The organism is Metabacillus hrfriensis, assembly GCF_030127205.1.
Classification (GTDB): Bacteria; Bacillota; Bacilli; order Bacillales; family Bacillaceae; genus Bacillus_P; species Bacillus_P dongyingensis.
On the sequence record NZ_CP126116.1, the window covers coordinates 527,464 to 540,249 of the forward strand.

Consider the following 12,786-nt stretch of genomic DNA (forward strand, 5'->3'; position numbering starts at 1 on the left):
TTGTGCAGTTATGACTTATCACTTATAATCTAAAAAGAAAGAAAATTCAGTATTATGAGGGGGATTTTTATTGGAGGCTTTTGTTAATAGCTTAAACAGTGTTCTCTGGAGCACACCCGTTATTTACATTTGTTTGGCTGTAGGTTTTCTTTTCTCCATCTTGACCCGATTTATGCAAGTGCGTCATATCAAAGATATGGTGCGTCTGATGTTTCAGGGGAAAAGCTCTGAAGCAGGAGTTTCTTCTTTTCAGGCATTATCAATTGCGTTATCAGGACGTGTTGGTACTGGAAATATCGCTGGTGTTGCGACTGCTATCGGCTTCGGCGGACCAGGAGCAGTATTTTGGATGTGGGCAATTGCCTTCATTGGAGCATCAAGTGCTTATATTGAATCAACACTGGCTCAGATTTATAAAGTAAAACAGGACGGACAATACCGCGGGGGTCCGGCTTACTATATTGAAAAAGGAACAGGCTGGAAATGGTACGGCATTATTTTTGCATTTGCTGCTTTACTTGCGATGAGCTTGCTTATGCCTGGTGTTCAGGCTAACTCCATTGCGCTTGGCCTTGATAATGCTTTTGGCTTAAGCCCTGTTATTACTGGTTTAGGACTTATTATTGTTTTAGCACTTATTATTTTTGGCGGTGTTAAGAGAATTGCGAGTGTAGCTCAGGTAGTTGTGCCATTCATGGCGCTTGGCTACATCCTGGTTTCTCTTGTTATTATTGCTTTTAATATTACTGAGCTTCCTGCAGTTATTTCGCTTATTTTTAAAAGTGCATTTGCATTAGATTCTGCATTTGGCGGAATCGTTGGTATGGCTATTGCTTGGGGAGTTAAGCGCGGCATCTACTCAAATGAAGCTGGTCAGGGTACAGGACCTCATCCGGCTGCTGCTGCAGAAGTTTCGCATCCTGCTAAGCAAGGCTTAGTACAAGCTTTCTCTGTTTATATCGATACTCTTTTCGTATGTTCTGCTACTGCATTTATGATTTTATTCACCGGCATGTACAATACACAGGCTCCGGATGGAACGTTCATTGCGAACGAACTTGGAGCTAAGGTTGAGCCTGGCCCTGTCTTTACACAGGCTGCAGTAGAATCGGTTATTCCGATTCCGGGATTTGGTTCAGGATTCGTTGCAATTTCACTGCTTTTCTTCGCTTTTACAACAATCATGGCTTATTACTATATCGCTGAAACAAACATTGCTTACTTAACGAGGGGGAAAAGCAATAAAATCCCGATGTTCCTCGTTAAAGTCGTTCTTCTTGGAGCAACCTTCTATGGATCTGTTAAAACAGCATCATTGGCATGGGCTCTTGGGGACGTTGGACTTGGCATCATGGTCTGGCTGAACTTAATTGCCATCCTGATCTTGGCCAAACCGGCGCTGATTGCTCTGAAAGATTACGAAGCTCAAAAGAAGCAAGGTCTTGATCCAGTATTTGATCCAGTAAAGCTTGGCATTAAAAATGCAGATTTCTGGGAGCATGAATACAAGTATGAAGCCCCAGACACAGATTCTGTGCTGGATAAAAAAGACCGGACTTTAAATTCTTAAATGGCTGGACCTCTTGTTTTAGGCAAGAGGTCTTTTCATGTCGTTTTAAAGATGATCATATGGAATCATCTGCCTAGATGTGAAGTATTGACAGTTTGGCCATAAAAATGATTAATAGATAGTAAGAATCTGAGTCAGGGGGGATCATGAAGCGCTGTAAGAAGAACCCTGGGCTTGTTGCAAGGCTGATGCAGCTTCCCTCTTGTCAAAAAACTATCGAACCGCGCACGAGGGGATTCTTGCAGGCGGAAGGGAAATCACCAGAGCTGATGTCGTTCATTTTTTATTGAAGGCATGGATTCAAAATGATTTTATTCATACTTCTGCAGGTCTTTCCTATTAATGGATACGCTAATGCTGTCACTTGAGCGTATCTCTTTTTGGTTTCATTTAGATGAGAGGATTACATTAAAAGTAAAATCTAAATATTCAAATTTTAACCAATAAGGAGTATGATAGAATAGATGAAATTCAAGATATTAGTCCAGCTAAATATGTACATAGAATGTTGCAACGTTTGGAGGCAGCCACATGTCGAAAGTATTTTCTTTGCTAAGGCCTTACCGTCTTGCGATGGGTGTGGCCCTGACCCTGATGCTGATCGAGCTTGGGGTAGAGCTGCTGCATCCGCTTTTAATGGCAAAAATAATTGATGATGGCATTTTAAAAAATGATTTATCAGTTGTCATCTATTGGGGAAGCGTCATGGTTGGGATTTCAATTGCGGCCTTTGCTGCAGGTGTGACGAATTCCTTTTACGCGGCTCACGTCAGTCAGAGCTTTGGGTATGATGTACGCAAAGATTTGTTTGAGAAGGTCCAGTCCTTTTCTTTTGCGAATTTCAGCCTGTTTCCGACATCGTCTCTCATCACGAGGATGACGAATGACGTGACTCAGCTTCAGAATACGATTTTTATGAGTCTGCGGATTATGCTGCGTGCTCCCCTATTAATAGTAGGGGGGACGATCATGGCTTTAATCGTCAATTTTCAGCTGGCACTTATTCTCCTCATTTCTATTCCGCTTTTAATAGGTTTCTTATTGTGGATGATGAAAAAGGGAAGCGGTATGTTCAAAGCCGTACAGGACCGGCTTGATTCCGTCAATGGCGTTATGCAGGAGAATCTGACCGGAATGCGCATTATCAAGGCCTTTTTAAGAAGAAACTATGAAGTCTCAAGGTTTACAAAAGCGAATGAAGAGTTAAGGAGCGGGACCGTTTCAGCACTCAGGCTGATGGAGATTGCCATGCCTGTTTTATTATTGGTTATGAATATCAGTATTCTTGCCATTCTCTGGTTTGGCAGCATCAATGTGGGCACAGGAGATGCGAAGGTTGGGGAAGTAGTGGCGATTGTAAACTATGCGCTGCGGATTTCCTCTGTTTTATCCATTTTTTCTTTTATCATCATGGCTTTTTCACGTGCAAAAGCATCAGCTGACCGCATCAATGAAGTTTTGGAGACTGAAGCGGACTTGACTGATTCACTTGATGCAGAAGAAATAAGTGTGATTGAAAAAGGCCAAATTGAATTTAAATCCGTTTCTTTTACTTATCCGGGAACGGACACCGCTGTGCTGAATGACCTTTCCTTTACTGTGAATGCCGGAGAGACAATTGCCCTCCTTGGAGCCACAGGCTCTGGGAAATCGTCCATTTTCAATCTGATTCCAAGGCTTTATGACGTGACGGACGGGGCGATTTACATTGATTCAAAGAATCTGCTTGATATGAAGCTTGATAGTCTCCGGGGACAAATTGGTTTTGTCCCGCAGGAGTCCCTCTTGTTCACAGGCTCGGTCAAAGAGAATATTGCATGGGGAAAAGAAGGGGCATCACTTGAAGAAATCAAGGAAGCGGCAAGAAATGCCCAGATTCATGAAACGATTGAAAGACTTCCGAATGGCTATGATACAAGGGTGGGCCAAAAAGGAGTCAATCTATCTGGAGGCCAAAAACAAAGACTTTCGATAGCGAGAGCACTAGTCCGCAAGCCTAAAATTCTTCTGCTTGATGACAGCACAAGCGCTCTTGATTTAACTACAGAAGCAAAGCTATTAAAAGCGTTAAAATCATATGACTGCACGATTTTTATCATTACACAAAAAATCAGCACAGCTATGGAGGCGAGCCAGATCCTCTTACTGGATGAAGGAGAAGTTCTGGCTCAGGGTTCTCATCTTGAATTAATGGAAGAATCGGCTCTGTATCAGCGGATCTATGAATCCCAGTTTGGAGAGGAGGCCCTGCAGGATGTTCAAAGAGCTAAGTAAGCCATTCAAGTATCCAAAAGTAAAACAGGAAGAACCACTACAGAAAAAAACAGTGAAACCAAAAAACTGGTTTGTCACGATAACAAGGGTATGGTCGTATCTTTCTTTGAATAAAGGACTGCTTAGCCTGGTTCTTCTTATGGTAGTTCTTAGTTCCTTTTTGGCCCTTCTTGGTCCTTACCTGATTGGGAGAGTCATTGATGATTATATTGTCACCAAAGAAAGCAGCGGGTTTGTTAAGCTGCTGATTGCCTTGGTCGTCATTTACCTTGTCCAATCCGTTTCTCTGCTGCTGCAGAACGTCTGGATGATCGGAATCGCCCAGAATACCGTTTTCACCATGAGAACTCAGCTTTTCCGCCATCTGCACAGCCTGCCGATTTCATACTTTGATAAACGGCAGCACGGGGAACTGATGAGCAGGGTAACGAATGATATAGAAAACGTCAGTTCGACGTTGAACAGCTCTGTTATTCAAATTTTCTCCAGTATCCTGACACTTGCAGGAACCATTGGTGTCATGCTCTGGCTAAGTCCGCTGCTAACATTAATAACTCTTGCCATTATCCCGAGTATGTTCTTTGGGATGAGGTGGATCACGAACAGAACAGGAAAGTTATTCAAAGCACAGCAGCAGAACTTGGGGAATCTTAATGGCTTTATTGAAGAAACCATTTCAGGCCAGCGCATCGTTAAGACGTTTTCACAGGAGCAAAAAGTGATAACGGAGTTCCTGGAAAAGAGTCAGCGGCTTAAAGGAGCAGGTTTTTGGGCTCAGACCATATCGGGCTTTATTCCGAAGCTGATGAACGTCCTGAACAATTTAAGCTTTGCAGTGATTGCAGGAGTTGGCGGCATCCTCGCTCTGAATGGTCTGGTTTCAATCGGGGTAATCGTAATTTTCACTGAATACTCCAGACAGTTCACACGTCCTCTAAATGAACTTGCGAACCAGTTCAATACGATTCTATCTGCTGTAGCAGGTGCTGAGAGAGTGTTTGAAATTTTAGATGAACACGAGGAAATGAAGGATGAGAAGGATGCTTCTAACCTTCAAGAAGTGAGGGGAGAAGTTAGATTTGACGGGGTTTCATTCTCTTATGAGGAAGAACAGCAGACAATTCGAAACCTGAGTTTTCATGCATCTCCCGGTGAAACGGTAGCCATCGTCGGTCCTACCGGTGCAGGAAAAACAACGATGATTAACCTGTTATCACGGTTTTACGATCCTGATGATGGAAAGATTCTGATTGATGGGACGGAAAGCACAAAAATCAGGCGAAGCAGCCTGAGAGAGCACATGGCCTTTGTCCTCCAGGATCCCTTCTTATTCACAGGGACAATCATGGAAAACATTCGCTACGGCCGATTGGATGCAACGGATGAAGAAGTGATGCAAGCTGCAAAAGAAGCAAATGCCCATCCTTTTATCATGAAAACAAAAAATCAGTATGAAACGGTTCTTACTCAGGACGGAAGCGGGATCAGCCAGGGGCAAAAACAGCTGCTTTCCATCGCAAGAGCGATCCTTTCTAGTCCTGTTATTCTAGTTCTTGATGAAGCGACAAGCAGCATTGATACCATTACAGAGCTGAAAATCCAGGAAGCCCTTCAAAGATTGATGAAAGGCAGAACAAGCTTTGTGATTGCACACAGGCTGAATACCATTCAAAAAGCTGACCAAATCCTTGTGCTTGAGAATGGAACGCTGATTGAAAAAGGAAGTCACGAGTCTCTTCTTCGTGAAAAAGGATTTTACTGCGGTCTATATCAAAGTCAGCTGAAAGACGATGTTATTTGAATGCCTCTGTTTTTCATTAGTGAAATGGTCATGCTATACTGAATGTGGAGGTGGGACAATGCGTTTATCAAATAAAAAAGTTATTGCGCTGGTCAGTGCTGATTTTGAAGATCTTGAATTATGGTACCCTGTGCTTCGTTTACAGGAAGAAGGGGCAGCAGTCCACTTAGTAGGTGAAAAAGCAGGCGAAACCTATATCGGAAAGTATGGTGTTCCAGCCACATCGGATTATGCTTTTGGGGATATACGCTCTGAAGATTATGACGCCATTTTGGTTCCCGGAGGATGGGCGCCTGATAAATTAAGACGATATCCAGAGGTTCTTCAAATGGTGAAGGACATGCATGAGAAAGAAAAGCCGATCGGACAAATCTGTCATGCAGGTTGGGTGCTGATTTCAGCCAGAATATTAGCAGGCAGAAATGTAACAAGCACACCAGGCATCAAAGATGATATGGAGAATGCAGGTGCAACGTGGCATGATGAAGCAGTTGTAGTCGACGGACATATCGTTTCGAGCAGAAGACCGCCCGACTTGCCTCCTTATGTAAAAGCTTTTGCCGATGTTTTAGCTGAAAAATGAATATATAAAGATAATAGATAGAGAGTATCATGGAATGTGATGCTTTCTTTTTTATTTTTATATAAATTATTGCATAAATACTATTGATAATGATAGATTTTAGCCTGCTGTCTTGATAAAGGGATCAAAAGCAGCTGAAATGTCAATAGATAAAAAGAATAGAATACTATAGACGAATAGCAAATAATATTATAATATATTTTCAGAATATTAATGTTTTTTAGAAGAATCATATTATTGGGACTAAAGATCCTTTTAGGAGGTGATTCGCTTAGAATCAGGAACTGACAAGACCGAAAGTTTGCATCAAAATATGATCAAAAACGGGGGATACAAATGAAAAAGAGAAGATTAATGGCAGTGTTTATGTCACTTATGATTTCAGCTGGTGTGATGGCTGGATGCGGTGCAAAAAGCACAGGTTCATCCGAAGGAGAGACAATAAAAATCGGAGCGAACTTAGAATTATCCGGCGGGGTGGCGTCTTACGGGCAATCCATTTCAGAAGGCCTTGAACTTGCTTTAGAAGAGATCAATAAAAAAGGCATTGACGGCAAAAAGATTGAACTTGTTGAATTTGATAATAAATCAGATGCAGCTGAAGCAACAAATGGCGCTATCAAACTTGTAAGCCAAGATAAGGTAGCTGCCATCATTGGAGCTGCAACAAGTACAAATACTCTGGCTCAGGTGCAGATTGCACAAGATAATAAAGTGCCGTTAATTACACCAACTGGAACGAACCCGACAATAACAAATACAGATGGCAAAGTGAATGATTATGTATTCCGTACATGCTTTATCGATCCGTTCCAAGGAACGGTAGCTGCAAACTTTGCAACAGGCGACTTATCAGTAAAAAATGCGGCTGTACTAATCGATAGCTCAAGCGATTATGCAAAAGGTCTGGCAAAATCCTTCAAAGAATCATTTGAAAAAAGCGGCGGAAAAATTGTCTCAGAGGAAGCTTATGTGGCTAAAGACACAGATTTCCGTGCAACTCTTACAAGAATTAAATCATCAAATCCAGAATTTGTTTTCCTTCCTGGCTACTATGAAGAAGTAGGCCTAATTGTGAAACAAGCCCGTGAGCTTGGCATTGATGTTCCTTTCATGGGAGGCGATGGATGGGATTCTCCGAAGCTGATTGAAATTGCAGGCGGAGAAGCTTTGAACAACACTTTCATTACAAACCATTATTCTGCTGCTGATCCAGATGAGAAAATTCAGGATTTCGTAAAAGCGTTTAAGGCGAAATACAAAGATAAATCTCCAGATGCATTTAATGCTCTTGGCTATGATACAGGCTATTTCCTTGCTGATGCGATTAAACGTGCAGGAGGCGCTGACCCTGAGAAGCTTCAAAAAGCAATCGAAGAAACAAAAGATCTTGCTCTTGTTTCAGGCAACCTGACGCTTGATGAACTTCATGATCCGGTTAAGTCTGCTGCTATCCTTGAATACAAAGATGGCGAGCAAACATTTAATACGAAAGTAGATCCTGAATAAATAATCACATAACAGATGGAGTAGGGGGCCATGCCCCCTATTATTCTGAAATTAACAATGAAAACTGCCATACAAAATAAAAGACTTTCAGGGGAGAAAGAGACTATGGAAATTTTTCAGCAGATTGTCAACGGAATATCTCTGGGCAGTATTTATGCTTTAATTGCACTTGGCTATACAATGGTATACGGCATCGTGAAGCTCATAAACTTTGCCCATGGCGATGTGTTCATGATAGGCGCCTTTGTAGGTTTTTACTCGATTACGATTTTAGAACTAGGGTTTTTCCCGGCATTAATCATCTCTATGGCAGTTTGTGCATTATTCGGAGTATTAATCGAGAGGATAGCTTATAAACCTTTGAGAAATGCGACTAGAATTGCAGCACTTATAACAGCAATTGGAGTTTCCCTCCTCATTGAATACGGAGTTATTTACGTGAGAGGAGCACAGCCGGAAGCATATCCTGGAACAGTTCTTCCATCGGAAAGCGTTTCAATTTTCGGCGTCACAATTAGCAGTCAGTCATTATTTATTCTGGGTATTTCTGTCGGGCTTATGATCTTGCTTCAATTTATTGTTCATAAAACGAAAATCGGTAAAGCCATGCGCGCGGTTTCACATGATGCAGATGCAGCAAGGCTGATGGGAATCAACGTTGACAATACCATTTCAGCGACTTTCGCAATTGGCTCTGCTTTAGCGGGTGCAGCGGGTGTTATTTTTGGAACTTATTATATTAAAATTGAGCCGCTTATGGGGATTATTCCAGGCTTGAAGGCCTTTGTCGCTGCAGTATTGGGCGGAATCGGGATTATCCCGGGTGCGATGGTTGGCGGATTACTTCTCGGAGTCATTGAATCACTGGTAAGTGCAATGGGCTACTCCTTATGGCGTGATGGTGTAGCATTTATCGTCCTTATTCTCATTCTTATCTTCCGTCCATCAGGGTTGTTTGGCAAAAACGTTAGAGAGAAAGTGTAAGGGGGGATGACAGCAATGAAGAAATCAAAAGGGTTTTGGTTATCTATCGGTTTGGCACTTGTTGGTTTCATCGTCGTACAAGTTTTAATCACGGGCGGGTTCTTGAACATTTATCTGGTCAATGCTCTTTACTTTATGGCCATTAATATTATGCTGGCTGCAAGTCTTCATCTTATTATCGGAATTACCGGTCAATTTTCAATTGGACATGCAGGGTTTTTAGCGGTAGGGGCATATGCTTCGGCTATTATTACAATGAAGATGCAATTGCCGTTTTCGGTTGCCCTGATTGTAGGCGGACTAGCTGCAGCTGTTGCCGGTCTTATTATTGGAATACCAAGTTTGCGTTTAAAAGGGGACTATCTTGCAATTGCTACACTTGGATTTGGTGAAATTGTCCGCATTGCGTTTTTGAATATTGATTATGTTGGCGGAGCAAGCGGCATGCAGGTATCCCATCTTACAACTTGGCCGTGGGTGTTCGGATGTTTGCTCATTACGATTCTTGCCATTGTCAATTTTACGAATTCAACACATGGACGAGCTTGTATTTCTATTCGTGAAAATGAAATAGCAGCTGATGCGATGGGAATCAATACAACGTACTACAAAGTTGCTGCCTTCGTGATTGGTGCCTTTTTCGCAGGAATTGCAGGCGGACTGTTCGCTCATAACTTTTACATCATACAGCCAACAAACTTCGGATTTTTAAAGTCGTTTGATATTTTAATCTTTGTCGTTCTTGGCGGGCTCGGCAGTATGTCTGGTGCGGTTCTGGCAGCAATCCTGCTTACGATTGTTTCTACTTTCCTTCAGGAATACCCAGAGACGAGAATGATTATTTACAGTCTTGTCCTGATTGTAATGATGCTTTATCGTCCTCAAGGTTTGCTGGGTACGAAAGAGTTCACTTCATTTTTCAAAAATCGTAAAGGCATGAAAGGGGGTGCAGGTCATGACAGCAAAAACACCGTTGCTTAACGTGCAGAATTTAGGCATAAAGTTTGGGGGTCTTAAGGCTCTCTCATCTGTCACTATCGAATTGAATAAGGGTGAGCTTGTTGGATTGATCGGCCCAAATGGAGCTGGAAAAACGACCTTTTTCAATCTGTTAACAGGCGTATATGTACCAACAGAAGGATCGCTGATGCTTGAAGGTCAAAAACTGAACGGTCTTGTACCCTATAAAATTACGCGCAAAGGAATCAGCAGAACGTTTCAAAACATTAGACTGTTCAGTGATCTTTCTGTTTTGGATAATGTAAAAGTGGCCTATCATTCTCTTGCAAAGCATTCCATTGCAAGTTCTATTCTCAGGCTGCCTTCCCATTTTTCCGGAGAACGTGAAATGGAAGAAAAAGCGATTGAATTTCTTAAGATTTTTAAGCTTGATAAAGTGAAACATGAGAAGGCAAAGAATCTTCCATACGGTCAGCAGCGCCGTTTAGAAATTGCCCGTGCACTTGCAGCTAACCCTAAACTTTTGCTTCTTGATGAGCCTGCAGCAGGGATGAACCCGCAGGAAACAGAAGAACTGATGAATTTGATTGCATTTATTCGCGCGAAGTTTGATTTAACGGTTTTGCTGATTGAACATGATATGCCGCTTGTCATGGGTGTTTGTGAACGAATTTATGTACTTGATCATGGCCAGTTAATTGCTCAGGGAGTGCCTGAGGAAATCAGAAACAATCCAAAAGTCATCGAAGCGTATCTCGGCGAGGAGGTTTCATAATGCTGAAAGTAAATGGAATCAATGTATACTACGGAAATATACAAGCAATAAAGGATGTATCTCTAGAGATCAATCAAGGTGAAATTGTGACCTTGATCGGTGCAAATGGAGCGGGGAAGAGCACACTTTTAAAAACCATTTCTGGACTTTTAAAGCCTAAAAAGGGAGAGGTGCTTTTCCAAGATAAATCAATTGCAGGAAAAGCAGCTCAAACAATCGTTAAACAAGGCATATCACATGTTCCTGAGGGACGCAGGGTGTTTGCCAACATGACGGTTGAGGAGAATTTAGAGCTTGGAGCTTACTTGCGCAAAGATAAAGCAGAAATAAAAAGGGATTTTGAAAAAGTATTTGAACTCTTTCCTAGGCTGCTTGAGCGCAAAAAACAGCAGTCAGGAACACTGTCAGGAGGGGAACAGCAGATGCTTGCAATGGGACGCGCGCTAATGGCGCGCCCTAAGCTGCTCCTCCTGGATGAACCATCAATGGGACTTGCTCCGCTGCTGGTTAAAACGATCTTCAGAATTATTGAAGAGATCAATAAGACTGGCACAACCATTTTATTAGTTGAACAAAATGCAAACATGGCTTTGTCGATTGCTGATAGAGTATATGTGATTGAAACAGGCAAGGTTGTGCTGTCTGGAACGGCAGATGAATTAAATGCAAGTGATCAGCTGAAAATGGCTTACCTGGGAGGCCATTAATAGAAAAAAACCCTTCAACTCTTAAAGGTTGAGGGGGTTTTTCATTGTCTAGGAAATTATAAAAGGTAATAGGTTGTGGATAACAAAATAAAGTTATCTGCGTCCAGCGCAAGCGCCTAAATCCTCGGTCAGAACGAATCCGGCAAAAAAGTCAAACCCGGACTTTTCTGTCGGATTCTTATCTGCCTGTCGAATCTGACCAAGGCGCTTGCGCTTTTGTTCTGTTAAAACAGCTGTTTGGCTTTTGTTTCTTTTCCAAGAACGATAACAGCCAGTACACCGATCAGAATGGATACACAAAAGATTGAAAAGATCATGGTCATCGGGGTATCTTGAGCAACAAGATAACCAACAAGCAATGGCCCTAAAATTCCTCCAATACGACCGAATGATGCAGCCATTCCGGCGCCTGTTCCGCGAACAGCTGTCGGATATTGCTCAGGAGTATAAGCATATAACGCTCCCCAGGCTCCGAGATTGAAGAATGACAGGAATATTCCTGATGCAAGAAGCAGAGTGAGAGATTCAGCCGTTCCAAAGAAATAGGCGCTTAACGCAGTTCCGACTAAATAGGTCGTTAACACAAACTTCCTGCCGAATTTCTCTATAAACCAGGCTGCTGTGAAATAGCCTGGAAGCTGAGCAAGAGTCATGATAAGAACATATTGAAAGCTCTTGATTAAACTGAAGCCTTTCATAACCATGACACTTGGCAGCCATAAAAACATGCCGTAGTAAGAAAAGACGACACAGAACCAAAGAATCCAAAGCATAGTGGTCTGACGGATGTAATCCTTTGACCAGACCGTTTTAATATTCTCCAAAATGGAAGGCTTCTGTTCTTTCTTAATCTCCAAAAACTGTGGAGAGTCCGGAAGTTTGATCCGTAAGTACAGCGCATAAAATGCAGGCAATGCACTTAGAAGCAGTGCCGCTTGCCATCCGTAGCTTGGAATGATGAAATAAGAGATAAGGGCGGCAATAAGCCAGCCTGCAGCCCAGAAGCTTTCGAGCAGGACAACAATTCTTCCCCGTTTTTCAGGCGCTACACTTTCAGACACGAGAGTCGATGCAACAGGAAGCTCTCCTCCAAGCCCCATTCCAACAAAAAACCTTAATATGAGGAAGGCGGTCAATGTAGTTGTGAAAGCAGACAGTCCGCTTCCGACTGAAAAGAGAAGCAAAGTAATTATAAAAACATGTTTCCGTCCGATCCGGTCAGACAGTAATCCAAACACGAGGGCGCCAACGGCCATACCGATAGAATTCATGCTGCCGATCCAGGCCATTTGTTTAACGCTTAAACCCCATTCAGATTGAAGCGCCGCTATAATAAATGAGAGCATTCCAACATCCATGGCATCAAAAAGCCAGCCAAGTCCTGCAATTCCAAGCAGTTTTCGGGTTGGAAGTGTATTCTTTTTCTCCATCGTATCCTCCTTAACAGCTTTCACCGATAATAGAATGAAGTAATCTTTCTTATTTTAGTCTACCTTCTGAATTATATCTATCTTTGGATGAGTCTAAAGAAGGTTATTTTTAAAAAATAAGATAACTAAATTTACATACTTTTCAGATAAATATATAATGAGAGTGTGAAAATTTGGAATTAAAGGAGGTTTG

At 42.1% G+C, this 12,786-nt stretch carries 11 protein-coding genes; 10 read left to right on the top strand and 1 reads right to left on the bottom strand.

Going from position 1 to position 12,786, the window contains the following annotated elements; translation table 11 throughout:
* The first annotated feature begins 70 nt into the window (after nt 1-70).
* From QLQ22_RS02780 to QLQ22_RS02825, 10 genes are all read left to right on the top strand, one after another.
* Nucleotides 71-1,570, top strand: a complete 1,500-nt coding sequence (locus QLQ22_RS02780) for an alanine/glycine:cation symporter family protein (protein ID WP_284015971.1) — start codon at nt 71-73, stop codon at nt 1,568-1,570.
* Between the two features lie 202 nt (nt 1,571-1,772).
* Entirely contained in the window at nt 1,773-1,913 is a 141-nt protein-coding gene (locus QLQ22_RS02785; protein ID WP_252207998.1) for an NAD(P)-dependent oxidoreductase, read from the top strand.
* A gap of 188 nt (nt 1,914-2,101) precedes the next feature.
* Nucleotides 2,102-3,844 (top strand): ABC transporter ATP-binding protein, encoded by a 1,743-nt coding sequence (locus tag QLQ22_RS02790; RefSeq protein WP_284015972.1) that lies wholly within the window; start codon nt 2,102-2,104, stop codon nt 3,842-3,844.
* The gene (locus QLQ22_RS02795) at nt 3,825-5,645 is read left to right on the top strand and encodes an ABC transporter ATP-binding protein (RefSeq protein ID WP_284015973.1); all 1,821 of its coding nucleotides are present in this window, start codon (nt 3,825-3,827) and stop codon (nt 5,643-5,645) included. The genes QLQ22_RS02790 and QLQ22_RS02795 overlap by 20 nt, the downstream gene beginning before the upstream one ends.
* Before the next feature lie 58 nt (nt 5,646-5,703).
* Entirely contained in the window at nt 5,704-6,228 is a 525-nt protein-coding gene (locus tag QLQ22_RS02800) for a type 1 glutamine amidotransferase domain-containing protein (RefSeq protein WP_223439483.1), read from the top strand.
* 336 nt (nt 6,229-6,564) lie between these two features.
* Nucleotides 6,565-7,737 carry an ABC transporter substrate-binding protein gene (locus QLQ22_RS02805; protein ID WP_223439485.1) on the top strand — a complete coding sequence of 391 codons (1,173 nt, stop codon included), beginning with the start codon at nt 6,565-6,567 and terminating at the stop codon, nt 7,735-7,737.
* A 105-nt stretch (nt 7,738-7,842) separates the two neighbouring features.
* Nucleotides 7,843-8,721, top strand: a complete 879-nt coding sequence (locus QLQ22_RS02810) for a branched-chain amino acid ABC transporter permease (protein WP_223439487.1) — start codon at nt 7,843-7,845, stop codon at nt 8,719-8,721.
* 6 nt (nt 8,722-8,727) lie between these two features.
* Nucleotides 8,728-9,702, top strand: a complete 975-nt coding sequence (locus QLQ22_RS02815; protein WP_223439489.1) for a branched-chain amino acid ABC transporter permease — start codon at nt 8,728-8,730, stop codon at nt 9,700-9,702.
* Nucleotides 9,677-10,456: an ABC transporter ATP-binding protein gene (locus QLQ22_RS02820; RefSeq protein WP_223439491.1), complete on the top strand. Its 780-nt coding sequence runs from the start codon at nt 9,677-9,679 to the stop codon at nt 10,454-10,456. Before QLQ22_RS02815 ends, QLQ22_RS02820 begins: the two co-directional genes overlap by 26 nt.
* Nucleotides 10,456-11,163, top strand: a complete 708-nt coding sequence (locus QLQ22_RS02825) for an ABC transporter ATP-binding protein (protein WP_223439494.1) — start codon at nt 10,456-10,458, stop codon at nt 11,161-11,163. The genes QLQ22_RS02820 and QLQ22_RS02825 overlap by 1 nt, the downstream gene beginning before the upstream one ends.
* 224 nt (nt 11,164-11,387) lie before the next feature.
* Here the strand turns inward: QLQ22_RS02825 and QLQ22_RS02830 are convergent, their stop codons facing one another.
* Entirely contained in the window at nt 11,388-12,593 is a 1,206-nt protein-coding gene (locus QLQ22_RS02830; RefSeq protein WP_284015974.1) for an MFS transporter, read from the bottom strand.
* Between the last annotated feature and the right edge of the window lie 193 nt (nt 12,594-12,786).